Raw genomic sequence first — 24,303 nt, 5'->3', positions numbered from 1 at the left:
CGAGTCCGTCGTGGACGGCGGCCTGCCGACCGGCGCGGGCTATTGACCGGCGGCCGGCGCCGTCGCCTCCTCGACGTCGGCGATGGTGAGCCCCACCCAGGCCGACGGGGTGATGAACAGGCCGGTCGCCTCGACCAGCGGCGTGCCGTCCGGCAGGGCGATCCGGCCCTCCACCCAGCTCTTACGCCCCTCGGAGTGCGTGTATTCGGCGGTGCCCACCAACGGCTCGCCGTACGGCACGGGCCTGCGATAGCGGATGGTCAACGTTCCGGTCATCGCGGGGAAGTGCCCCGCCGCCACGGCCTCCCCGAGCAGCTGGTCGAGCACCATGGACGTCACCCCGCCGTGCACGAACCCCGGCGGGCCCGCGTGGACGGGGCGGAACTGGACGTCGGCCCGCACGGTGCGCTCCGGGGTGACCTCGACGACGAGCGGCAGCGCGTGGGGGTTCGCCACGCCGCCGACGGCGTTGCCGGGGTCGATGAGGGTGTTCTGGTCCTCGGTCAGCTGGAACGAGCGCGGGCGGTCGCGCATCGTCGCGCGCAGGCGCTCGCTCAGCACGGCGATCTCGCCGGCCACGGCGGTGATCTCATCTCCCGGCACGTCGGTCAGCGCGACGGCGTCGATCAGGTCGCGGGCCTGTTGCGCGAGTGCGGCGAGAGCGGCCAGCCGGGCGTCTCCCTCGGCTCGTGACAGCGCATCGGCAAGGTCGAGATCAAGGGTCATGCGCACAACTCTAGAACACGTTCTACAGAACGGCGTTCGGGGGCCCCGACACGCCCGGGCGGGCCGGATTTTTCCACCGGTCCCCAGCAGGGCCGAAAACCATCGAAATCCCGGCAAATAGCGGGCTTCCAGGGCTGTTGTGAGGTTAGAGTGGTGCGCCGAGCAGTCTTCTGCTGCTTGGAACTTCCTTGGTTCTGCCTTGACCTGCACCCTTGGAACGGTAATCTCGCTGATCACGGAAGCAACAGACCCGTGGCGCCGCCACACACGCCCCAGCCGTTTCAAGCACGGGTGGACGCGAGTGCACGCGCCATCGTTCGACCTGCCCCCCGGAAGCCCGGTCGCGACGGCGGCGCGATCCTCCCCCAGGGCTGCCAGGGGTTACCGAAACCTCCATGACGCCTGAGACCAACAAGTTCATCAAGCTGCTGGAAAGCGAACTCGGCTACGCGGAGAAGAGCAACGGCTACACCAAGTTCGGCAAGTGGTACAACAGCGTCGACTCCCGGGTCGACTACACCAACCAGCCTTGGTGTGACATGTACATCTCTTGGGCCGCCAAGAAGCTCGGCTACGAGGACTGGATCGGCCAGTTCGCGTGGACTCCGTCGCATGCCCAGTGGTTCAAGAAGCAGGGCGCCTGGGGCACCACGCCCAAACCCGGCGCACTCGTCTTCTACGACTGGAGCGGCTCCCGCAAGATCGGCAAGATCGATCACGTCGGCGTCGTCGTGCGGGTCGAGGGCAAGCGGATCCACACCATCGAGGGCAACATCGACGGTGGCGTCGCCAAGCGCAAGGTGCGCGACCAACGCAAGGTCGTCGGCTACGGCTACCCCGAAGAGGTCAAGGCCCGCCTAGAACAACTCGACCTCTCCGTGGTCGAGTCGGCCCTAGGCCCGGTCGCCGACGGCCGCGACACGGGCACGACCGTGGCGGGCATCCCCATGCCTCCCGCCACCCCGGAGACGGCCCCCGTCCCAGAAACGCCCGTGCTCGCACTCGACGGGCAGGGCAGCCCCGTCACCGACGGGGACGGCACCACCCTCTCCCCCCAGACCGGCGACCTGCTCGACACCGCCGGGCCGCCGAGCTCCGTCCTCGCCCAGACCCGCCCCGGCACCGCCCCCGCGGCCGGGGGAGGCGCCGGGGAAAGCACCGCCGCGAAGCCCGCGAGCGGACAGGACGCCGGCACCGCCAAACCCCTCACGACGACCTCCCCCGGCAAGCACAGGAAACCCGAGGCGTACAACCCCCGGGAACCGGCCGGTACGGCGGAGGCCGACAGCCACGACACCACCCCCGTGGCCGCCGACCACGAGTTCCCCGCCCCCGCCGACCTCGCCGGCCAGGCCCTCGTCGGCTCCCTCGTGCTCGCCGCCGTCGCCGTGTTCGCCCATGCGAAGACCCGGCTGCGCCTGGCTCATGCCGTACGCGTGCCGCAGGCCCGTCCGGCCACGCTGCGCGCGCAGAACACCCGGGCCGGCCGGGACCGCGCCCGCCGTCCCGTGCGCGCCGCCGACGCGCCCGCCGTGTCCGCCCCGGCGCCGCTGTGCGAGCCGACGCTCACCGGGACCCGGCACGCCGACTTCTCGGTGCCGCCCACCACCACGGCCGCTCCGCTGGTGAACGCCGCGCCCGTCGGCGCGGCCGACAAGGCCGCCGAGTCGGTCACCCTCGACCTCGCCTCCACCGGCCGCACCGCCGAAGGAGCCGCCGCGGCGCCCGCGGCCACCTCCGCCCCGGCGTCGTTCACGTGGTTCACGCCGAAGGTGCAGCCCACCGGGGCACAGCCCGACGCAACGCCGCAACCGACGACGCCGCAGGAGTCGCTGCTGCCCTACCGGGGGCGACGTCGCCGCCGGGAACGCCTCGCCGAAGACTACGGGTCGTTCAGGGCCGAGGCTCCGCTGCGCGGACGCCGCCACCGCCTTTCGCACACGGCCCCGCCCGACACGCGTCCCACCGCTACGTCGCGAGGCCGCCGCCAGTCGGCCGTCTCGCAGCAGTCGATGCCGCTTGCGGCCCCCGTCCACCTCCAGGACGATCTCACGCCCCACGGCTTCAGCACCGACGCCCCGCTGCGCGGACGCCGTCACCGCAACACTCCTACCACCGCGGTCTTCGACGCTCCGGCCACCACGGAACCAGGCGCAGCATCGCGAACGGAGTCGCGAACGGAGTCACGGCGCGGCAACGGCCGCCATCGGCGCACGCCCTGACATCTCCTGGAGCCCCAGGAGGCCGCAGAATCCAGCTCGACGATCACCAAGCCGGACACCCCGGCGGACGGTCTGCGAGCCGGCGAGCGGTGTCCTGGGGCCCGCGTGACCGCCGTGTGACACGGCGGTCACCACCGGCGTCCCTCCCTGAAGCCCCCCGCGGGCCTCAGGAAGCGGCGCCGCGGAGGAACAACTCGACGACGGCGGGCACGACACCCGGCACGACGGCCGGGGGGTTCGGCGGGCCCTGGGCCGGTGGGAGCGCCGTGTCCGGCGGCAGGGGCTCGGCGACGGCGGCGAGTTCCAGGAAGGCCGAGGCGAGGAAGGCGGGGTCGGCCGGCCGGAGTTCGCCTCGGTCGACGGCGGCGGCCATGAGATCGGTCACCGGGGCGATCAGCGCGTGTACATAGCGTTGCGACACCTGTGTCCGGATGTCGTCGCCGACGTAGCGGGTGCTGTCGAAGATGCGCATGCCCATCGCCGAGCGGTAGGCGTCGGCGGCGTGCCCGGCGACGATGGCCGAGAGCTGGGCGCCCAGGCCACCGGGGGTGTCGAGGGCCTCGCGCAGCACGGTGTGCAGTTCCTCGATGTAGCGCAGGGACACCTCGGCGAAGAGGGACTCCTTCCCGTCGGGGAAGTGGTGATAGAGGCTCGCCTTGCGGATGCCGACGGCTCCGGCGATCTCGCTGAGGGAGATGCCGGGGTAGCCACGCTCAAGAAGCTGCGTGGCGAATTCGTCGAGCAATTTGTGCCTCGTGTCGCTCTGCCGAGGTGACAATTCAGACTCCCGTCCTCGCGCTGTGATTCCCGGCCTGCCGCACGCCCGGTGCACCGACCTCCGGCGGAACACCTGCCACGACGGCCCCCGGTCGCGGTTGGAGAAGTCGAAGACGGGGGTGAGAGTGTGCGTCGCGGACAGGGGAAAGGTCAGCGGGTTGGCGTCGGCGACCACCGCCGCCCGACCGCCGAACCGGTCTCGGGCAACCGGTACGCGCGGTGAAGGAAGACGGCGGGAAGAAGATCAGCGTAACAGTGCCGTCCGCCGATCACGTGACCCACCGTGGTGCTGCCGCCGCCGGCCCCGGCTCGGGCGGTGGCCACAGGGCGGCTCATGCCGTACGGCGCGGCCGGTCGGCGTGACGCCTGTCTATTGACAGGTAGGTTTAGATCGCACAAAACAGCCCCGCCAGGAGTGAGCCGGACGGGGCTGTTCGATGCCGGGCGCGTGGGTCAGTGCATCCGCTTGGCCATGGGGTGGGCCTCCGCCAAGGGGACCCGCGGCTTGTCCACGATCACGTCGGACATGATGTCGAAGAGCAGCGCGAGCACGCCGCCGATGGCACAGATGCCTACACCCGCCCAGACAAGCACCCAGTTCGGCCCTATGGTAAGCGCGACTCCGCTGAGAGTGCTGCCCACGAGGATCGTGATCACAGCGAGCCACGACTTGGGGGAGCCCCCGTGGCTGCCGCCGCCTGCATTCCCTGACATGACCTCGTCCCATTCTTTGTAACAGGTAAGGGGACTAGCTTCTCAGATCGGGGGTTAGCCCCGTTCCCCACCTCTGCCCTTTACCATGCGACCGGTATCTTGGGGGGAGCGATACCGGCCGTGCACCCTGCCACTACTATGGGGTGTAGAGCATCGAGAGTTCGGCAAAAGCCCCGGTCGGCCGAGAGGATGTCCGGATGTTCCACAAGAAGCCCCTCGAAGAGCGGATCGCCGAGCGCCAAGCCAAGCTGCCTCCACTCCAGGAGGGCAAGCACTTCGAACACGGTCCGGCGAAGTTCGTCTTCATCTTCATCATCGTGTTCGTGGTCGTCGGGCACTTCGTCGGCCTGCTGGCGATGATGGCCCTGGGCGTGCACTGACCATCACTCCCGGCACCCCTTCACGCCGCGTCACAGGCGCCGCCGCAACTCCGGAGAGCCCAGCACGGCGGCCCGAAGCCGGGCGCGGTGCAACTCGGTGCCTCCGTAGGCCGACGACAACGCCCACACCCTGGTGAGCCACAGCCGGAGATCGAGTTCGCGCGAATAGCCGCTCGCGCCGTGCACGCGCAGCGCCGTGCGCGCTGCGCGTTCGGCCGCCTCCCCCGCCGCGGCCTTGGCCGCGCTGACGTCGCGGTCGGCGGTCGGCGCGGCGGTGTCGAGGGCGACCGCCGCGCGGTGCACCGTCGGCGCCGCGATCTCGATCGCCATGGCGACGCCGGCGAGCGCGCGCTCGGCGTCCTGCCGCGAGCCGAGGGGCCCGTCGGTGTGCGTGCGGGTGCCGGCGTAGATCCCCGTCGCGTCGAGCAGATGCCGCGCCAGCCCGATGAGCTGAGCCGAGACCGCGACCGTGACACGTCCGGCCGCCGTCCCCGCCGGGCTGCCCCGCGTGCGGAGGGCCCCGTCGAGCCTCACCGCGAACAACCTCCGCACCGGGTCGATCGCCGGCTGAGGCATCAGCCGTACCTCGTCCGGTCTCAGCACGTGCAGTGCGCCCGCGTGCTGCACGACGAGCAAGTCGGCGAGATCGGCGTCGGGCAGATAGGTCTGATCGCCCAGCCGCGCGCTCACGCGTAGCGACCCGTCGGCCAGGGCTGCCGCCCGGTCGCCGCCGAGCACACCCGCCGCGGCGACCGCGGTCTCGACGACCGGCCCGGGGAGCGCCGCCCGGCCCGTCTCCTCCAGGGCGGGCACGGCGTCGATAAGCCGCAGCCCGAGCCCGCCCTGCTCCGTGGCGACGAGCATCCCGAAAAAACCAAGCTTGGCGAGATGCGCCCACCCCGGTAGCCGCTCCCCGCCCTCCCCCGCCGCGCGTACGGCGGAAGCCGGGCACCTGGCCTCAAGCACCTCGCGCACCGAGGCGGCGAAGGCGAGTTGATGGTCGCTGAGCAGGAAGGTCACCCCCTGCCTCCCGCTCCCGGCGCACCGGGCATCCGTGGCACGGGGGTGCGCTCCCATGCGCGACGGCCGCGGGGGCTGGTGTGCCGTCCCGCCGGCGAGGGCGTGTGTTCGAGATCCATACCGGCTCCTTTATCTGAGATAACCGGATGGCCGGGCTGGATCGTTCCGATTTTGCGGCGATAAATCGGTGGCGATGATGGAGTTCAGGTGAATCCTCATGGCGTCCATGTCGTGTCCAACGAACGGCATGGCCGTCCTGTCCGCCGACGCGGAGGTGAGAGTTTCCTTGACCCCGCACAGTAGAACACGCCCCCCATTCCCCTTATCCCCTTTTGTCCCCATTTGTCAGTCCCAACGCGGGAAGGACAAGCCCTCCTTCCTTCCCCACGCGTCGAACTCCTTGTAAGCCGTGGCAATCTCCCTATCCCAGCTGTCGCCTCGGGGACCCGCCCAATCGGGATATCGCGGCCAGCCGTAGTCTCTGGGCCGCTCCGGCGGCCGAGAGCGGGACCGCCCCTCGCCGGCGGGCCGGTCGTGGACGGCCGGACGCGGCGAGGGCGCAGGCTCGGGTGCAGGTGCAGGTGCAGGTGCGGGTGCGGACACGGGCGCGGGTGCCGCGGGCGGCTCACCGCCCCAGGCGAACCGCATGAACCCCACGATGTCCTTGCGCCGCATGTATGAAGCGACACGCACCACCGCTCCGGGGCGCGGGGCGTTGATCATCTCACCGTTGCCGACGACGATGCCGACGTGTGAGGGGCCGCGCGGCTGCCAGCGGAAGAAGACCAGATCGCCCGGCTGTTCCTCACCGGCGTGCACACGGCTGCCGGCGCGCCACTGCAGATAGGTGACCCGCGGAATGGCGACCCCGGCGGCCTGGTGGGCCCGCATCGTCAACCCCGAGCAGTCGAAGGCCGACGGACCGGTGCCGCCCCAGCGGTACGGCTTGCCGAGCTGGGCGTAGGCGAAGGCGACGACCTGGGCCGAGGGCTCCGCCGCGACACCCCCACCGGCCGCCTGACCGTGCGCCACACCCGCGAGCATGCCGCTCACCGGCAGGACGAGCATCATGACGGCTGTCATGCCGGCCTCCCAGCGATTTCCCCCAGGAGGTGATGGTGCGGTGTGTGACTGCTTTGTAGGGGATGGCGCTGCATGGGATGGCTCTGTGTGCGACCGCGCGGTATATGACAGTGCGGCATTTGACCGCCTTGTCGTTGATTGCGCTTTTTGTGACTGCGTTGTGCGCTGCCGAGAAAGTTCATGTCCAGTGGCATACCCGGCAGACATCACGAAAGTTCCCAAAGGTCACATATCTTCCGTCATCTGCGTATGGCTTAATTCGACGTCATCTCATATCCCACGATTCCTGCACTTTTCCCAGCATGTCCCTGAGTGACGGTGAACCGATCCCGCACGACAGCCCAGGCCCCGCCCACGTCTTATGTAAGACGACAGCCCTCGCCGCGCTCTTCGCGAGGTTCCCGGCGCTGCGGCTCGCCGTACCGCCCGGCAAGGTGCCCCTGCGCAACCGACACCATGGTCCACGGCGTGCGGGAACTCCCGGTGACCTGGTGGCCGGCGCTCGGCGGGGAGCCCCCGGCCCTTCGCGGGCCGGGGGTTCAGCGGACGGCGGCGCCCACCATCGCGGCGGTGGCCGCGCGCAGGATCGTGCGCACCTCCTCCTCGGGCCGGTCCATGGTCTTGACGACCGCCAGTTGCACGGCGCCGAGCACCGCCCAGGTGAGGGTGCGGCCGGCGGGTGATGGATCCGGGCCGGCGAGGCGGTTGAAGATCTCATCGCCGAAGGTGCGGATCGCCTCGCCGAGGGTGCCGGGCGAGGCGTCGTCGGCGCCGCTCACGTCGTCGATCATCAGACGCATGACGGCACGATGGCGCACGACGAACGCGACGTACGCCTCCAGGAAGGCGTCGCGGTCGCCGCCGAAGTCGGTGCCGAGCAGCACAAGCAGGTCCTCGGCGGCAGGGGCGATGATCTCGGCGGCCAGGCGGTCCTTGGGGTGGAAATGGTAGGCGACCGCGGTCTTGGTGAGGCCGACTGCGGCACCGATGTCGGCGAGTGACGTGCCGGCATAACCCCGTTCGGCAAAAAGGGCTCGGGCTGCGGCGAGGATCCGGCTACGGGTGTCATTGCCCGGCCCCGTATCACCGAGGGCAGGATTGCCGACCGCGGACTTGCCCAACTCGGTTGTGGCCATCATCTCATTTCCTGTTTTAGGGGAGATTTCCGGATTCGTCGCCGCCTACTCTGCGAGCATACGTTCTGCACGGTCGTACAGAACGGGCGTTCTCTTCGTGGAGTGTGGAGTCCTCACATGGCTACCTTGCTGGGCAGACTAGGCGGGTGGTGCGCACGACACGGAGTGATCGTGCTGGCGCTGTGGATGTTAGCCGCCGCCGCGCTGACGGCGGGCACGGTCGTCCTCGGCCGCCCGACGAGCAACGACGTGAGCATCCCCGGCACTGACGCCCAGCGGGCCCACGAACTGATGCGCGAAGGTTTCGGCCCCGGAATGGACCCCGGCGGCACGGTGCAACTTGTGTTGTACGACAAAGACGGCCCGCTGACCGATGAGCCGAACAAAAGCGCAATCGAGAAGACCCTGACCGACCTCCGCCGCGTGCCGCACGTGGTGGAGGCGCAGACGCCGTTCCGCATGGGAGGCATCGCGGCGAACCTCCGCATCGGTGTGATCACCGTGCGGATGGAGGGCCACGACCCCGCCAAACTCACAGAGAACACCAAACGCCTGACCGACGCCGCCGGACCCGTCCGCGCCGCCGGCGTCGAGGTCGTGCCCGCCGACTCCTCGACCCCGGCGGACAAGGAGATCAAGACCGGCCCCAGCGAGATCATCGGCGTGATCTGCGCCATGCTGGTGCTGCTGTTCGCGTTCGGCACCGTGGTCGCCGCGCTCATCCCGATCTTCGCCGCGCTGATCAGCATCGGCGTGGGCCTCGGCGTGATCGGCCTGCTCGGTCACCTGGTCGACGTGCCGAAGCAGGCGCCCGTCATGGCGACGATGATCGGCCTCGGCGTCGGCATCGACTACGCGCTCTTCCTGCTGTCGCGCTATAGACGGCTGCTCGCCGCCGGGGTGCCTGTGCACGAGGCGGTGCGCACGACGGTGACCGGCTCCGGCGGCGCGGTGGTGTTCGCGGGCGGCACCGTCATCATCGCGCTCAGCGCGCTGCTGCTCGCGGGTTTCCCGCTGATGCGCACCCTCGGGTGGATCACCGGCATTTCCGTCGTCTGCGCGGTGCTCACCTCGATCACGCTTGTCCCCGCCCTGCTCGGGCTGCTCGGGCACCGGGTCAACGCGCTGCGCCTGCCGTTCATCGGCAGGAAGGCCCGCGGCGCGCACACCCCCGCCTCGGGCTGGGCCCGCCTCGGCCTGTGGGTGGCGAAGCGGCCGTGGACCGTCCTGATCGGAAGCGTAGCCATCCTGGCCGCGCTCGCCGCGCCCGCGCTCGGGCTGAAGCTCGGCGCCCTCGACGACGGGTACGGCGAAGCCGACTCGGACGCGCGACGCTCATACGAGCTGATGGCCATCGGCTTCGGGCCGGGCATCAACGGACCGCTGATCGTGATCGCCGAGCTCGACCAGAAGATCGAGGACTCAGACCCGCCGCCCGCGATCGCCCAGGTGCTGGCCCAGCGCGTCGAACACACCGAGGGCATCGCCCACGTCGCCGAGCCCCTGATCAACGAGAACGGCAGATCGGTGATGATCCACGCCGTCTCCGACTACTCGCCGAGCGATCCGAAGGCGCTCGACGTGGTCCGTGCCGTACGCGGCATCGACGTGCCGGGGGCCAACGTGCACGTGGGCGGCGAGGTCGCCGGCATGGCCGACGCCTCGGAGCGCATCGCCGAACGCACGCCGCTCGTGATCGGCGTGGTGGTGGTGCTCAGCGCGTTGCTGCTGCTGCTCGCCTTCCGCGCGCCGCTCGTGGCCGTCAAGGCGGCGCTGATGAACCTCGTCTCGCTCGGGGCGGCCTTCGGCGCCCTGGCCCTGGTCTTCTCCTTCGGCCTCGGCAGCGGCCTGGTCGGCATGGACGCCCCGGCGAGCGTCAACGCGGGGTTCGTGAACCTCTACTTCTTCTCGGTGCCCATCGATAGCTATGTGCCGCTGATGCTGTTCGCGGTGTTGTTCGGGCTGTCGATGGACTACGAGGTCTTCCTGCTGACCGCCGTGCGGCAGGCCTACCTCCGGACAGGCGACAACCGGCAGGCCGTGGCCGAGGGGCTCGGCTCCACCGGGCGCGTCATCACCTCCGCCGCGCTCATCATGGTCGCGGTGTTCGTTGCCTTCATCGCCTATCCGGATCCGCTCGTCAAGGTCTTCGGCGTCGGTCTGGCGGTGGCCATCGCGGTGGACGCCACCATCATCCGCGGCTTCCTGGTGCCGTCCACGATGGTGCTGCTCGGACGCTGGAACTGGTGGTGCCCGAAGTGGCTGGACCGGATACTTCCGCCGCTCTCCATCGCCGAGCACGGCGACGACGAGCCGGAGGGCCACGGAGACGGCAGGGAACTCGTCGGGGCGGGCGGTCAGGGCAAGAACGCCGTGTAGGCGTCGAGCACCCGCAACACCTCATCGGCGGGTGCGCTGGGAAGTAGCACGACCTCTCCGCAATTGGGACAGCTCCTCAATTGGGAATTGAGACGGCGACCGCCAGGTGGGACAAGCATTGCCAGGAACGCCGCCCAAGAGTAGCCGCCGGAAATGCGGGGGCGTTCATCGGTCCGGAGCAGATAGCCTGCGTTGCGTGTTGGATCAGATCACGGCGACCAGATATGTGACGCCGCTTCGTGAGGGCGGCTCGTTGCCCGGCGTGATGGAGGCCGACGACCTCGGCACCTATGTGGTGAAGTTCCGGGGGGCCGGGCAGGGGAGGCCCGTGCTCGTCGCCGAGATCATCTGTGCCGAGCTGGCGAGGGCCCTCGGCTTCCGCACCCCCGAACTTAAGATCATCGATCTGGACGCGCAGTTCGCCGACCGGGAGCCCGACGAGGAGATCCAAGACCTGCTGCGGGCCAGCGTCGGCGACAACCTCGCCGTCGACTTCCTGCCCGGCGCGCTCGGCTTCGAGGCCGCCGTCTGGAAGCCCGACCGCGACTTCGCCTCCCGCGTGTTCTGGTTCGACGCGCTGATCCACAACATCGACCGGAGCTGGCGCAACCCCAATCTGCTCACCTGGCACGGCGACACCTGGCTCATCGACCACGGGGCCGCCCTGTGGTTCCACTACAACTGGCGCACCGCCGACCCGCTGCGGCCCTTCGGCGGCGGGGCCGACCACGTGCTCGCGCCCTACGCCACCCGCCTCGCCGAGGCCGACGCCGCGCTTTCGGCCGCGGTCGACCGCGACATGCTGGAGGCCGCCACCGGCCGGGTGCCCGACGCGTGGCTGGCCGACGTGCCCGGTTTCGACAGCCCCGCCGATCTGCGCCAAGCTTATGTCGATCATCTGCTGGCCAGGGTGCGCGGCCCGCGCACCTGGCTGCCCGTCCCCGGGACGGCGGGCGACGGCAGCACGACAGACGACGGCCACCGATCCGTCGGCGCTTTCTGGAAGGAAGGGCGTTGACCCGAGTCGCCTACGAGTACGCCGTCATCCGCGTCGTTCCGCGGGTGGAGCGCGGCGAGCTCATCAACGCCGGCGTGATCGTCTACTGCCAGCCCCGCGACTTCCTGTGCGCCAAGGTCACCCTCGACGCCCCACGCGTGCACGCCCTCGATCCCCACGCCGACCTCACCGGCCTGAGCGAGGCCCTCTCCGCCTACGAGCTCGCCTGCGCCGGCACCACCGGCCCCGTCGCCGGCCAGTCCCCCGGCAGCCGCTTCCGCTGGCTCACCGCCCCCCGCAGCACCATCGTGCAAACCGGCCCGGTCCACCCCGGCCTCACCACCGACCCCGCCGGCGAACTCAACCGCCTCTTCACCCTCCTCGTGGCCCCACTCTAGGCAGCCCCGCCCCTAGGTCGGCTCCGCCCCAAGAGTCCACAACGCCTCCACCGGCAACACCTTCAACCGAGGCCCAAAACTCAACCCCTCACTCCCGCACGACAAGACCACTCCCCCCGCGCTCGTAACTGATCTGCCGAGCAACTCGTGCCCGATCTGCCGAAAGTTGCATGACCGATCTGCCGAAGATCACGTGCCCGATCTGCCGAAGGTTGCGTGGCCGACCTGCCGAAGATCAGGTGGCGGGTCTGCCGCGGGATCGTTCCCTGGGGGTTTGGGGGCGGGTCAGAAAAGTACCGACATGAAAGTGTCGACCTCGGTGAAGCCGACCTTCTGGTAAACGGCGCGGGCGGGAGCGTTGTAATCGTTGACGTAGAGGGTGACGATCGGGGCGAAGCAGGCGAGGGCCTGTTCGACGACGGCGGCCATGCCGGCGGCGGCGTGGCCGCGGCCGCGAAGGTCGGGGTGCACCCAGACGCCTTGGATCTGGCATGCCTGCGGGGTGACGGCGCCGATCTCGGCCTTGAAGACCACCGTGCCGTCGTCGATGCGGGCGTAGGAGCGGCCGATGCGGATGAGCTCGGCCACGCGGGTGCGATAGAGGGCGCCGCCGTCACCGGTGTCGGGGGATATGCCGACCTCCTCGGTGAACATCGCGACGCAGGCCGGTAGCAGGACGGGGAACTCCTCGGGCCGCACGCGCCGCACGAGCGGATCGGCCGGGAGCTCGGACTTCTCCCGGGTGACCATGACCGGTTGCGCCCAGCGGGTGGCGCGGGCCGCCCCCCAGTAGGGCTCAAGGCGCTCCCACATGCGCGCCACGGCGGCGGCGGGGCCGACGATGGACGAGCATCGTCTGCCCTGCCGCCGCGCACGCTCGCTGAAGGCGTTGACGGCCTCGGGGCCGGCGTTGACCGGGACCAGGTTGGCACCGGCATAGCACAGGGAGGTGAGGGCACCGCGCGGACCGAAACCCCACATCTGGCCGCCGAGCCTTCCCGGGCTTAGGCCGACCGCCCGAACCCTGGACGCGACGAAGACGTTGGCGACGGGATCAGCGTCGAGGATTGCCAGCACCTCTTCGCGATCGCTGTCGTCGAGAACGCGCGACGCCGATGTGCGCAGCATCACGGCCCCAGCCTACGCGACCACTCCGAAAATGCCAGGAACCACCGTAGAACCCCGCACGTTCCCCGCACGTCCGCGGGTTGAACATTGAGCGTTATCCGTGCAGCAGATCGACCAATCGCACGTGGTCAGGGCCGGTGGCGGCAGACATGCGGGCGGCCGGGCGCGGCGCGGCGAGCCCGGCGCATTTAATGTCGCCTCCCTCGCCGCCGACACGAGCGGGAAGGGTGCCATCGCGGAGGTAGGCCGCGACATGACGGTCGACACAGCCGTTGCCCGCCAGAGACACCCCGTGGTTGCCGCCCCCGACGACCAGGAGCCTGGCCGAGGGGAAGATCGTGCGCATGCGCAGGGCGCCCGGATAGGGGGTGGCGGCGTCCCGCCTGGCCTGGATCATGAGGATTGGCGGCAGCGTGCCGGCCGCGCGCAGCGTCACCGGGGTGGTGCTCGGCACCGGCCAGAAGGCGCACGGCGCGTTGTACCAGGCGTTTGGCCAGGTCAGAAATGGTGCGACCCGGTGTGAGGCGGTCATGTCGGCCCGCCAGGTGTTCCAGTCGCGCGGCCAGGGCGCGTCGCGGCACTGGACGGCGAGGTAGACGGCGTAGCCGTTTTCGTCGGCGGCGTCCTTTTTGCCGTGGCGGCGGTGGGCAGCGACCAGCCCCTTGGTGTCGCCTTTGCGGGCGTAGGCCGCGAAGGCCCCGGCGAACGTCGGCCAGACGGCGTCGGTGTAACCCGCGACGGTGAAGATGTCGTCAAGCTCGCTCGGGCCGACCACTCCCTCGGCGGGCCGGGCGCGCAGCCGGATGCGCATGGCGTCCCACTCGGCGCGCACGGCGTCCTCGGTGCGACCGAGGTTGTAGACCCCGTCGTTCTGCGCCACCCAGGTCAGGAAGTCGCGATGCCTGCGGTGGAAGGCGTGGTTCTGGGCGAGATTCGCCGAATACCACACCGAGTCGGGGTCGACCACGCTGTCGAGGATGAGCCGCTTGACCCGCTCGGGGAAGAGCGTCGCGTAAGCCGCGCCGAGGTAGGAGCCGTAGGAATAGCCGAGGTAGCTGATCTGCTCCGTGCCGAGGGCCCGGCGTATGACCTCGAGATCGCGCGCGGTGTTCTCCGTGGTCATGTGGGGCAGCATCCACGCCTGGCGCTCGGCGCAGCCGCGGGCGTAGGTCTTGGCCCGGTTGAGCAGGGCGGTCTCCTCGGCCCTGGTGCGCGGCACGTTGTCGAGCGCCGGGGGCGTGTAATAACGCGCCGGGTCGGCGCAGCTCAGCGCGGGCTCGCTCTTGCCGACGCCCCGCGGGTCGAACCCGATCACGTCGAACCTGGCCGCGACGTCGTGAGGCAGGGCGGAGGCCACGAAGCGCGCGAGGTCGCGCCCCGACGCGCCGGGGCCGCCCGGGTTGACGAGCAGCACCCCGAGGTGCGGCTCCCGCTGCCGCGGCACACCCGAGCCGTCCCGCCGGGACACGGCCGAGCGGCCCGCGGGCCTGACCGAGGCGGCCTTGACCCGGTTGACGGCCACGCCGATGTGCCTGCCGAAAGGCTTGGCGTGGTCGAGCGGCACCCGCACGGTCGCGCACTCCACCCCGCCCGCCGGGGCGAGCGCCGCCCCGCCGCTCTTCTTCGCTTCATCGCAGGGCCCCCAGCTCAAGCCGGTGTTGGCGTCGGCGACGCCCACGTCGGGCACAGGCGCGCCCGGTGGCGCCCCGGCCCTGGCCGGAGCACCGTTGCCCCCCACGCACACGGTCAGCACCGCCGCGCCTGCGATCAGCCCGACAACCCGCTTCACCGGCAACTCCCTCTGCTCGTAGGTCAGAGGCGATGTTCCCGCATGTGATCGATCGACTACGCAGAGTATAGGACTTTGCCTGTCAGCATGTAATCGATTGATTGCTCAATGTAATAAGCAGAGGTCAGCCGCCTACGACGACCTCGGGGCCGGTCATCTCGTCGAGCTCGTCGAGGTCGACCTCGACGCCCATGGCCTCCGCCAGGCGGAGGGCCTCCTCGATGAGCGTCTCCACGATCTGGGACTCGGGCACGGTCTTGATGACCTCGCCCTTGACGAAGATCTGGCCCTTGCCGTTACCCGACGCCACGCCGAGGTCGGCCTCGCGCGCCTCGCCCGGCCCGTTGACGACGCAGCCCATGACCGCGACCCGCAGCGGGACCTTGAGCCCGGCGAGCCCCGCCTGCACCTGCTCGGCGAGCGTGTAGACGTCGACCTGCGCCCGGCCGCAGGACGGGCAGGAGACGATCTCCAGCCCCCGCTCACGCAGATTGAGCGACTCAAGGATGCCGATGCCGACCTTGATCTCCTCGACCGGCGGGGCCGACAGGGAGACCCGGATCGTGTCGCCGATGCCCTCGGCGAGCAGCGCGCCGAAGGCGACCGCGGACTTGATGGTGCCCTGGAAGGCGGGGCCGGCCTCGGTGACGCCGAGGTGGAGGGGATAGTCGCACTGGGCCGCGAGCTGCCGGTATGCCTGCACCATCACGACCGGGTCGTTGTGCTTGACCGAGATCTTGATGTCCCTGAAGTCGTGCTCCTCGAACAGCGAGCACTCCCACAGGGCCGACTCGACCAGCGCCTCGGGCGTGGCTTTGCCGTACTTCGCGAGCAGGCGCGGGTCGAGCGAGCCGGCGTTGACGCCGATGCGGATGGGGACGCCCGCCGCGGCGGCGGCCTTGGCGATCTCACCGACCTTGTCGTCGAACTTCTTGATGTTGCCGGGGTTGACGCGGACCGCGGCGCAGCCGGCGTCGATGGCGGCGAAGACGTATTTCGGCTGGAAGTGGATGTCGGCGATGACCGGGATCTGGGACTTCCTGGCGATGATCGGAAGCGCTTCCGCGTCGTCCTGCGAGGGGACCGCGACGCGCACGATCTGGCAGCCGGACGCGGTGAGCTCGGCGATCTGCTGAAGTGTGGCGTTGATGTCGGCCGTAACGGTGGTGGTCATCGACTGGACGGAGATCGGCGCGTCGCCGCCGACCGGCACGGAACCCACCATGATCTGCCGGGACACCCGGCGCTCAGCGATCGGCTTGATCCGCACAGAAGGAATACCCAGCGCTACAGGGGTCATTTCTCAGCCTCAGCCTTTAAGGTCGGCGACAAGAAGCGTCTTTCATCCGCTTGACGTACCCGGATCGATGAGATCGCCTTCATGGCCTCGCCTGACCGGTGTCATGCGGCGGGGGGATGTCGAACACTGAGCTAAGTCTAGGCATTACCCCGCCCAACTCGGGCAAGTCAGTCGTAACACCCACATGCATCCCGATTTATCCCGCAGTGATCTCCTCGGCCCTCGCACGCGCCCATTGGTCGGCCGCGAGAACTTCGTCCACCGACTCCGCCGGGCATACCTCGTGCTCCTCGACGACCTTGGCCACCGTGTCCACGATGCCGAGGAACGGCAGCCGCCCGGCGAGGAAGGCGTCCACGCACACCTCGTTCGCGGCGTTGTAGACCGCGGGCGCCGTCCCCCCGCAGCTCCCCACGTGGCGGGCGAGCGCGACCGCCGGGAACGCCTCGTCGTCCAGGGGTTCGAAAGTCCACGTGTGGGCGCGCGTCCAGTCGACCGCACGCGCCGCCCCCGGCACCCGCTCCGGCCACCCGAGCGCGAGCGCGATCGGCAGGCACATGTCGGGCGGGCTCGCCTGCGCGATCACCGAGCCGTCCACGAACTCCACCATGGAGTGCACGACGGACTGCGGGTGCACCACCACCTCGATCCGGTCGAACCCGAGGTCGAACAGCAGGTGCGCCTCGATGATCTCCAGGCCCTTGTTGACGAGCGTCGCGGAGTTGACGGTGATCACCGGCCCCATGGACCACGTGGGGTGCGCGAGCGCCATCTCGGGCGTGACCCCGGACAACTCGCTCCTGCGCAGGCCGCGGAAGGGCCCGCCGCTCGCGGTGACGACCAGGCGGTGTACGGCATGAGCCCGCGGACCGTCCGGCCCCGCCGCCCAGAGGCACTGCGCCAGCGCCGAGTGCTCGGAGTCGACGGGCAGCAGCTGCCCCGGCCCGGCGAGTCTCTTGACCAGCGGCCCCCCGATGATCAGCGACTCCTTGTTGGCGAGCGCCAGCACCCGCCCGGCCGAGAGCGCGGCCAGCGTCGAGGTCAGCCCGAGCGCGCCCGTCACGCCGTTGAGCACTACGTCGCAGGGCCGGGCGGCCAGCTCGGCCACCCCCTCGGCCCCCGCGAGCACCTCGGCGGCCGAGCCGCAGGCGGTCAGGGCGTCCTTCAGCGCGGGCACGGCGGCCGGATCGGCCACCGCCACCGTCTCCACCCGGAAGTCGGCCGCCTGCCTGGCCAGGGTGTCCACCCGTCCGCCGCCGGCGGCGAGTCCGCGCACGGTGAACCGGGACGGGTTGCGCGCGATCACGTCAAGGGCTTGGGTGCCGATGGACCCGGTGGATCCGAGCAGGATGACCGAGCGGCTCATATCTGACTGCACCCCATCATTCTGCCCGGCTGCCGACGTCTGCGGGCCCCATCCACGCCTCGCCTGTCGTCTCACCGGACTCCCGCCGAGGATCCAGCACAACGGCGAAAATAGGTAAATGTTCTACAGAACTAAGGACATGCTTACCTAAAACACATTTACCAAAATTCCATAGATAGACGCATTATCAGCTTCCTTCAGAGCGAACGGGATTCACAGGCGAGTGCATGAATCCCACACACCCCTCACACCACCAAATCACCCGAACGACCCCGAAGTTGTCCCGCCACCGACCCGACCCACTCCTATTTACCGAAAGTAGCCGCGAGACCACATGCAGTAGTCCACACTCGGGAGCCATGACCTCAAGCCTCCCCCCGCTTGCGGCTGTTCCGCTCGTCGCCGGTCTCATGGGTGCCCCCCTGAGCGGCGCGACGGTCACGGCCCCGCCGGCGCCGGCCGACCGGGTCTCCACCCAGCACACACCCCGGCACCAGACGGCTCTCCACCGGCCCGCCGATCGGCCCTCCCCCGACCGGCCCCGCTCAGGCCGGCGGAACGACGGCCGCGTCTCCACCGTCCCCGCCGGGACCGGCGCCGGGAGCGGCGCCCTGGCCGACGTCGTGGAGCACGTCGCCACGATCGGCGACGCGGAGGAGCGCCGCGTGCTCGACTATTGGACACCCGCGCGCATGGCCGCAGCGGTGCCCGCCTCCCTGCTCGGCCGCGACCTGGCCGGCACCCTCAACGGCACAGTCCACGGCACTGTCGCCGGCGCGGCACGCCCCCTGACAGGCGGCACCGGCACACCGCCCGAGCGCGAGCCCCAGCGCAGAGGCACCGCCGCCTCCCCCGCGGCGGCGCGCGCGGCGACCTCCACCGCGGGGGCCCGCTGGACCGCGGGCGGGGCGGTCACCCGCACCACGGGCCGGGTCTTCCTGACCGTGAACCGCGTCGACTTCGTGTGCTCGGCGAGCGTGATCAGGAGCGCCAACCGGGACGTCGTGGTGACGGCGGGACACTGCGTCAAGGACGGCAGGGGGGCGTGGGCGGAGAACTGGACCTTCGTCCCGGGCTACCGAGCGGGGCACAAGCCGTACGGCTCGTTCACCGCACGGCGCATGTTCGTGGCCGGGCCGTGGTCGCGGCGCGGCGACGACAGCTACGACGTGGGCATGGTGGCGCTCAACACCGCCCGCGGCAGGCACGTGGCGGACGCGGCCGGCACACAGGAGATCGCGTTCAACAGCGCGAGGGGCGCCGTGACCTTCGGCTTCGGCTATCCGGCCGACCCGCCCTACAACGGCGAGAGCCTCGTCTACTGCGCGGGCCGGGTGAGCGCCGACCCGCACGGGCAGACCAGGGACCAGGGGCTGCGCTGCGACATGACCGCCGGGTCGAGCGGCGGGCCGTGGCTGAGCCACTTCGACTCGGCCTCGGGGCGCGGCACGGTCACCTCGGTGAGCAGCTTCAAATACAGCGACGACCGCCGGACGATGTACGGCCCCTACTTCGGCGAGTCGGCCAAGATGCTCTTCACCACGGCCGAGCGCGCCTGAGCGCGCCCGTCCCGCAGCACGGGGGGGTCACAGCACGGCGGGGTCAGAGGGTGAGCCCCGTGAGCACCATGACCTTCTCGTAGGTGAAGTCGTCCATGGCCGACCGCACCCCTTCGCGGCCCACGCCCGAGTCCTTCACGCCGCCGTAGGGCATCTGGTCGGCGCGGTAGGAGGGCACGTCGCCGATGATCACGCCACCGGTCTCAAGCTCCCGGTTGGCCCGGAAGGCCACGTCCAGCGAGCGAGTGAAGACGCCGGCCTGGAGGCCGTACACCGAGTCGTTGACCTGGGCGAACGCGTCGTCCACACCGTCGGCCTCGCTGACGACCATCACCGGGCCGAAGATCTCCTCGCAGACGACCTTGGCCCCGGCGGGCACGTCGGCGAGGACGGTGGGCGCCAGGGAGGCGCCGTCGCGGGTGCCGCCGGCGAGCACACGCGCACCGCCCGCCACGGCCTCGCCGATCCACGCCTCCACCCGCTCGGCGGCCTCGGCCGAGACCAGCGGGCCGACCTGGGTCCTCTCGTCGGCGGGGTCGCCGACGACGAGCCCCTCGACCGCCTTGAGCAGCCGGTCGACGAACTCCTCGCGCACCGAACGCTCGACGATCACGCGCTGGACGGCGATGCAGCTCTGGCCGGCCTGATAGTTGGAGAACAGCGCCACCCGGGAGGCCGCCCAGTCGAGGTCGGCATCGGCGAGCACGACGGCGGCGGCGTTGCCGCCTAGCTCCAGCGTGACGTGCTTGCGCGGCACGCTGTCCATGATCGCGTAGCCCACGGGGCCCGACCCGGTGAAGGACACCACGGGCAGCCTCGGGTCCGCGACCAGGCCCGCGGCGCGGTCGTTGGGCACCGGCAGGACCGAGAACATCCCGGCGGGCAGCGCGGTCTCGGCGAGGATCTCCCCGAGCACGAGCGAGGACAGCGGGGTCGCGGGCGCGGGCTTGACGACGATCGGCGCGCCGACGGCGATGGCCGGGGCCACCTTGTGGGCGACGAGGTTCAGCGGGAAGTTGAACGGCGTGATCGCCAGCACGGGACCGCGCGGCACGCGGGTCACATAGGCGAGGCGGCCGTTGGCCGCGGGCTCGGTGTCGAGCCGCTGCACGTCGCCGCCGAACCTGCGGGTCTCCTCGGCGGCGAGGCGGAAGGTGGAGACCGCCCGGCCGACCTCTCCGCGCGCCCAGAAGATCGGCTTGCCGTTCTCCGCGGTGATCAGGTGGGCAATCTCGTCGGCCCGCTCGGCGAGGCGGCGGGACACATGGGCCAGCGCCTCGGCCCGCACGTGGATCGGCAGGGCCGCGGCCTCACGCCGTACGGCATGAGCCGCCTCGACGGCCTCCTCGACCTGAGCGGGGGTGGGCACTGAGCAAACGCCGACGACACGATCGTCGTGGGAGTTGGTCACGGTGAGCTCGCCGTCGCCGGTGGCGGGGCGCCCGGCGAGCCAGAAGGGGCGCACGTCCATGTCTTCGACGCTATGCCACTTCGGGAGCCGTGGCCTTACTCCACCCTGAACAACAGCTTGGCGTGACCTCACCGTTACGCATAAAAGTTATTGTTGAGAAACTCTGTAGCAGAACTAGCTCTATATCCGGATGTTTCTTGATGCATGACGGTTTGAACGATCTCCTGCACGGTTAAGTCACGATTGGCGGGTCACCGGGCGCGGGCGACCCTGGAGTAGAAGGGCTCAGCCAGCCATGACCTCGTCGGCCCCCCTCGGGCTGCAGGGCGCCTACTTAGTCGGCGAAAGGGCGTCCCATGACGAGCTCCGCGCCCGTCTCCTGGAAGTGGCCGGCAACCTGCTGCTCACCCAGGGCCCCGACAGCCTGTCCATGCGCCGCATCGCCACAGAGGCCGGATGTTCGACCACCGTCATCTATACGATGTTCGGCAGCAAGGAGGGCTTGGCAGAAGCCCTTTACCTTGAGGGGTTCGAGCGTTTCCGCCGCCGCATGGAAGCGGTGCCCGCGCGTAAGGACCCCCTCGATTATCTGAACGCCCTCGGCCCCGCCTATCGCGAGGCGTGCCTGGCCGAACCCGGCTACTACAGCCTGATGTTCGAACGGGCCATCCCGGGCTTCGAGCCCAGCGAACGCGCCCGCACCCTCGCCAGGGCGGCGCTCAACATCCTCGACCGCGTGATCGCCGACTGCATCTCCGCCGGCCACATCATGCCCACCCAGCCCAGGCGGATCGCGGACGCCGTGTGGGCCGCCGCTCAAGGTGCCATCAGCTTGGAACGTGCCGGGCACCTGCGCGACGGCGACACCTACGACGCCGTCACCACGGCCACCATCAACAACTTCCTCATCAAGAAGAGGGAACGCTGAGCGCGATCCACAACTCGGCCCGGGTCGCGGGGTCGTCCAGGTCTCGCCCGAGCAGTTCGGCGACGCGCCGCATGCGATAGCGCAGGGTGTGCCGGTGCACTCCGAGCCGCTGCGCCGCGGCGTCCCAATGTCCGTTCTCGGCGAGATAGGCGCGCAGTGAGGTGATGAGGTCGGCCCGCGATCCGTAGTCCGCGAGCGGCGCCAGCAACGCGGAGGCGAATCCGGAGGCGGCCTCGGGATCGAGCAGCGACAACACCCCCTGCCCGGCGAGCTCGGCGAACCGCACCACACGCGCCGGGCCGCGCCGGGCGGCGGCGAGGGCCCGCCGCGCCTGGTCGAGCCCCGCCGCCGAGGAGGCCGCGTCCGAGGCGCACCCCACGCCGACGGGGCCGAGCCGCCCCAGCGTCTCGGCGACGCGCTCGCCCTCCTGCCAGGGCACAAGCACGACGACCTGGTCACCGTACTCCGCGGCGAAAACGGAGGGCTCGACGGCGTCGAGCACCGCCGCCGTGTCCCCCGCCGCCGCGACGACCGCGATCTGGCCGGTCGGCGGGCACTCCCCCAGCCGCTCCAGCACCCCGGCGGCCGCCTCCGGCCGCCCGGCGAGCAGCAGGTCGAGTACGGCGGTGCGCACGCGGCGCTCGGCCGCGAGGTGGCGCTGCCCCTGCTCAAGCGCGAGAGTGAGCAGGGAGGCCGCCGCGTTGACGATCGTGTGCGCCACGGGGGTGAACGGGCTTGACCTCCCGACGGCGAAGAGCCCCCTGATCCGCCGCGCCCCGCCGAGCGGGTGCACCACGACGTGCTCGGCCGGGGTGGACAGGGCGAGGCTCGCCGGAGCGCCGGGGGCGCGCAGCCGCGCCAGCTCGTCCGCGAGCGCCTCGGCGCGCGCTCCCGCGGTCGCGTGCACGATCTGCCCGCCCTCGTCGAGCAGCGCGGCCCAGCCGGCGATCTCCCGGGCGAGGCGGTCGACGACCGCACGGGTGCCCTCGGGGCGCAGGGCCGCGCGGGTGAGCCGGCCCTGGGCGGCGAACGCCCGGCTGATCTCGTCGTATTGCTCGGCCGCGAGCAGCTCGCTGACCACCTTGCCGACCGCGATGAACGCGGTCTGCCTCGGCACCTCGACCAGGGGGAAATCCGCGGCCGAGGCGGCCTCGACGAGTGCGCCCGGCACCTCGTCGTGACCGATCCCGACGCCGAAGCCGAGACCGGCCGCGCCGCCCTCGGCGAGGCGGGCGACGTAGGGTGCGGCGGCGTCGGCGGTCATGCGCATGCCGGTGGTGAGGACCAGTTCACCGCCTTCGAGGAAAGGCGTGGGGTCCTCCAGTTCGCTGACGGCGACCCATCGGACCTGCCGGTCGAGATAACGTTCGCCGGCCAGGACGCGGAGCCCGAGCGACGCGCGTCGCACCACGGTCTGCAACGTCGGCGCCATGTATGAGCCCCCGGTTGTACATTTCGGCCAATAAGCCTCAGCATAATGCGCCATGGCGACATATCGGCAGGTCGGAAGGCACCACGTATGGTCGGCAGCATGACTAACTCGCAGGGCGGCCCGTCGCTGCCGCAGGAGCGCCGGTTGGTGACCGCGATCCCCGGGCCGAAGTCCACGGAGCTGCTGGCCCGCAAGCAGGCCGCGGTCCCGCCGGGCATCGGCACCACGCTGCCGGTCTTCGTGACCCAGGCGGGCGGCGGGGTCCTGGTCGACGCCGACGGCAACTCGCTGATCGACTTCGGCGCCGGCATCGCCGTGACCAACGTGGGCAACGCCGCGCCCCGGGTGGTCGAGCGGGTGAGCAGGCAGGTGGCCGACTTCACGCACACGTGTTTCATGGTCACGCCGTACGAGTCGTATGTCGCGGTCTGCGAGCAGCTCAACGCGCTGACCCCGGGTGACCACGAGAAGCGCACCTTTCTCGTCAACAGCGGCGCCGAGGCCGTGGAGAACGCCGTCAAGGTGGCCCGGCACGCCACCGGCCGCCAGGCCGTCGTGGTGTTCGACCACGGCTACCACGGCAGGACGCTGCTCACCATGACGCTGACGGCCAAGAACATGCCGTACAAGCACGGGTTCGGCCCCTTCGCCCCGGAGGTCTACCGGGTGCCGCTGGCCTACCCGTTCCGGTGGCCGTCCGGCCCGGAGAACTGCGCCGCCGAGGCCGCCGCTCAGGCCATCGACGCGATCAACAAGCAGATCGGCGCCGAGAACGTCGCCGCCGTGGTCATCGAGCCGATCGCGGGTGAGGGCGGGTTCATCGAACCGGCCAAGGGGTTCATGCCGAGGATCGCGGAGTTCTGCCGCGAGAACGGCATCGTGTTCATCGCCGACGAGGTGCAGACCGGCTTCGCCCGCACCGGCGACCTGTTCGCCTGTGAGGACGAGGGCATCGTGCCCGACATCATCTGCACGGCCAAGGGCATCGCGGGCGGTCTCCCGCTGGCCGCCGTCACCGGCCGGGCCGAGATCCTCGACAAGGTGCACGTCGGCGGTCTCGGTGGCACCTACGGCGGCAACCCGCTCGCCTGCGAGGCGGCTCTAGCGGTGCTGGAGACGATCGAGTCCGACGGGCTCGTCGAGCGTGCCCGCCACATCGGCGGCATCATGCTCCCGCGCCTGCGCGCCATGGCCGAGCGCAACGAGGCCATCGGCGACGTACGCGGCCGGGGCGCCATGATCGCGATCGAGCTGGTACGGCCGGGCACGACCGAGCCCGACCCGGCGGCTGCCGCCGCGGTGGCCAAGCGTTGCCACGCCGAGGGGCTGCTGGTGCTCACAGCGGGCACATACGGCAATGTCCTGCGTTTCCTTCCGCCGCTGGTCATTCCCGACCATCTCCTGGAGGAAGGTCTCACAATTCTGGAGAAGGCACTCGCCACCGTCTAAAACCCTGCGCGATTGGGGCACCCGGCTTGATGCTGGGTGCCCCATTTGCGGTTATGAGGGAAACAGAACGGCGGTGATTTAACCCGGGCTTGACGTCGCGCTAGACGAT

20 protein-coding genes are annotated in these 24,303 nt (G+C 70.4%); 8 read left to right on the top strand and 12 right to left on the bottom strand.

What is annotated here, in order from left to right:
• Positions 1 to 39: 39 nt before the first annotated feature.
• Positions 40 to 726 (bottom strand): PaaI family thioesterase, encoded by a 687-nt coding sequence (locus Ssi02_RS00175; protein WP_204019614.1) that lies wholly within the window; start codon positions 724 to 726, stop codon positions 40 to 42.
• A gap of 395 nt (positions 727 to 1,121) precedes the next feature.
• Here Ssi02_RS00175 and Ssi02_RS00170 point away from each other — a divergent pair, with 395 nt between their 5' ends.
• Positions 1,122 to 2,948 carry a CHAP domain-containing protein gene (locus Ssi02_RS00170; RefSeq protein WP_204019611.1) on the top strand — a complete coding sequence of 609 codons (1,827 nt, stop codon included), beginning with the start codon at positions 1,122 to 1,124 and terminating at the stop codon, positions 2,946 to 2,948.
• A gap of 166 nt (positions 2,949 to 3,114) precedes the next feature.
• On the opposite strand, the gene Ssi02_RS00165 is transcribed toward Ssi02_RS00170, so the two are convergent.
• The gene (locus tag Ssi02_RS00165; RefSeq protein WP_239128464.1) at positions 3,115 to 3,900 is read right to left on the bottom strand and encodes a TetR/AcrR family transcriptional regulator; all 786 of its coding nucleotides are present in this window, start codon (positions 3,898 to 3,900) and stop codon (positions 3,115 to 3,117) included.
• A gap of 278 nt (positions 3,901 to 4,178) precedes the next feature.
• On the bottom strand, positions 4,179 to 4,439 hold the full coding sequence (locus Ssi02_RS00160) for an HGxxPAAW family protein (RefSeq protein ID WP_204019598.1): 261 nt from the start codon (positions 4,437 to 4,439) through the stop codon (positions 4,179 to 4,181).
• Between the two features lie 197 nt (positions 4,440 to 4,636).
• Here Ssi02_RS00160 and Ssi02_RS00155 point away from each other — a divergent pair, with 197 nt between their 5' ends.
• Positions 4,637 to 4,819, top strand: coding sequence for a hypothetical protein (locus tag Ssi02_RS00155; protein ID WP_204019595.1), 183 nt, complete (start codon positions 4,637 to 4,639; stop codon positions 4,817 to 4,819).
• Positions 4,820 to 4,849: 30 nt separating this feature from the next.
• Here the strand turns inward: Ssi02_RS00155 and Ssi02_RS00150 are convergent, their stop codons facing one another.
• From Ssi02_RS00150 to Ssi02_RS00140, 3 genes are all read right to left on the bottom strand, one after another.
• Positions 4,850 to 5,839, bottom strand: a complete 990-nt coding sequence (locus Ssi02_RS00150; protein WP_204019593.1) for an acyl-CoA dehydrogenase family protein — start codon at positions 5,837 to 5,839, stop codon at positions 4,850 to 4,852.
• Positions 5,840 to 6,184: 345 nt separating this feature from the next.
• Entirely contained in the window at positions 6,185 to 6,922 is a 738-nt protein-coding gene (locus Ssi02_RS39565) for a C40 family peptidase (RefSeq protein WP_307825568.1), read from the bottom strand.
• A gap of 539 nt (positions 6,923 to 7,461) precedes the next feature.
• Positions 7,462 to 8,061 (bottom strand): TetR/AcrR family transcriptional regulator, encoded by a 600-nt coding sequence (locus Ssi02_RS00140; protein WP_239128463.1) that lies wholly within the window; start codon positions 8,059 to 8,061, stop codon positions 7,462 to 7,464.
• 114 nt (positions 8,062 to 8,175) lie between these two features.
• On the opposite strand from Ssi02_RS00140, the gene Ssi02_RS00135 reads away from it, so the two are divergent.
• From Ssi02_RS00135 to Ssi02_RS00125, 3 genes are all read left to right on the top strand, one after another.
• Positions 8,176 to 10,437, top strand: a complete 2,262-nt coding sequence (locus Ssi02_RS00135; RefSeq protein ID WP_204019589.1) for an MMPL family transporter — start codon at positions 8,176 to 8,178, stop codon at positions 10,435 to 10,437.
• Positions 10,438 to 10,633: 196 nt separating this feature from the next.
• Positions 10,634 to 11,455, top strand: coding sequence for a HipA family kinase (locus Ssi02_RS00130; protein ID WP_239128462.1), 822 nt, complete (start codon positions 10,634 to 10,636; stop codon positions 11,453 to 11,455).
• Positions 11,452 to 11,832, top strand: a complete 381-nt coding sequence (locus tag Ssi02_RS00125) for a DUF3037 domain-containing protein (protein ID WP_204019587.1) — start codon at positions 11,452 to 11,454, stop codon at positions 11,830 to 11,832. The genes Ssi02_RS00130 and Ssi02_RS00125 overlap by 4 nt, the downstream gene beginning before the upstream one ends.
• A gap of 285 nt (positions 11,833 to 12,117) precedes the next feature.
• On the opposite strand, the gene Ssi02_RS00120 is transcribed toward Ssi02_RS00125, so the two are convergent.
• From Ssi02_RS00120 to dxr, 4 genes are all read right to left on the bottom strand, one after another.
• Complete coding sequence (locus Ssi02_RS00120) at positions 12,118 to 12,960, bottom strand: GNAT family N-acetyltransferase (protein ID WP_204019685.1); 843 nt, start codon at positions 12,958 to 12,960, stop codon at positions 12,118 to 12,120.
• A 94-nt stretch (positions 12,961 to 13,054) separates the two neighbouring features.
• On the bottom strand, positions 13,055 to 14,749 hold the full coding sequence (locus tag Ssi02_RS00115; protein ID WP_204019585.1) for an alpha/beta hydrolase: 1,695 nt from the start codon (positions 14,747 to 14,749) through the stop codon (positions 13,055 to 13,057).
• Positions 14,750 to 14,873: 124 nt separating this feature from the next.
• Positions 14,874 to 16,049, bottom strand: coding sequence for a flavodoxin-dependent (E)-4-hydroxy-3-methylbut-2-enyl-diphosphate synthase (gene ispG, locus Ssi02_RS00110; RefSeq protein WP_204019583.1), 1,176 nt, complete (start codon positions 16,047 to 16,049; stop codon positions 14,874 to 14,876).
• A gap of 196 nt (positions 16,050 to 16,245) precedes the next feature.
• Positions 16,246 to 17,415, bottom strand: a complete 1,170-nt coding sequence (gene dxr / locus Ssi02_RS00105) for a 1-deoxy-D-xylulose-5-phosphate reductoisomerase (protein WP_204019580.1) — start codon at positions 17,413 to 17,415, stop codon at positions 16,246 to 16,248.
• 359 nt (positions 17,416 to 17,774) lie between these two features.
• Between dxr and Ssi02_RS00100 the strand changes: the two genes are divergently transcribed.
• Positions 17,775 to 18,974 carry a trypsin-like serine peptidase gene (locus Ssi02_RS00100; RefSeq protein ID WP_204019577.1) on the top strand — a complete coding sequence of 400 codons (1,200 nt, stop codon included), beginning with the start codon at positions 17,775 to 17,777 and terminating at the stop codon, positions 18,972 to 18,974.
• 43 nt (positions 18,975 to 19,017) lie between these two features.
• Here the strand turns inward: Ssi02_RS00100 and Ssi02_RS00095 are convergent, their stop codons facing one another.
• Entirely contained in the window at positions 19,018 to 20,445 is a 1,428-nt protein-coding gene (locus Ssi02_RS00095) for an aldehyde dehydrogenase family protein (protein WP_204019575.1), read from the bottom strand.
• Between the two features lie 235 nt (positions 20,446 to 20,680).
• Between Ssi02_RS00095 and Ssi02_RS00090 the strand changes: the two genes are divergently transcribed.
• Complete coding sequence (locus tag Ssi02_RS00090; RefSeq protein WP_204019572.1) at positions 20,681 to 21,313, top strand: TetR/AcrR family transcriptional regulator; 633 nt, start codon at positions 20,681 to 20,683, stop codon at positions 21,311 to 21,313.
• Here the strand turns inward: Ssi02_RS00090 and Ssi02_RS00085 are convergent.
• Positions 21,294 to 22,745: a PucR family transcriptional regulator gene (locus tag Ssi02_RS00085; RefSeq protein WP_204019569.1), complete on the bottom strand. Its 1,452-nt coding sequence runs from the start codon at positions 22,743 to 22,745 to the stop codon at positions 21,294 to 21,296. The two genes, Ssi02_RS00090 and Ssi02_RS00085, sit on opposite strands and share 20 nt — an antisense overlap.
• Before the next feature lie 99 nt (positions 22,746 to 22,844).
• Between Ssi02_RS00085 and gabT the strand changes: the two genes are divergently transcribed.
• Positions 22,845 to 24,194, top strand: coding sequence for a 4-aminobutyrate--2-oxoglutarate transaminase (gene gabT / locus Ssi02_RS00080; protein WP_204019567.1), 1,350 nt, complete (start codon positions 22,845 to 22,847; stop codon positions 24,192 to 24,194).
• Positions 24,195 to 24,303 lie beyond the last annotated feature (109 nt).

This window comes from Sinosporangium siamense, from assembly GCF_016863435.1.
Classification (GTDB): Bacteria; Actinomycetota; Actinomycetes; order Streptosporangiales; family Streptosporangiaceae; genus Sinosporangium; species Sinosporangium siamense.
Note: the sequence above shows the minus strand (reverse complement) of the source record. Positions and strands in the feature narration are given on the sequence as shown.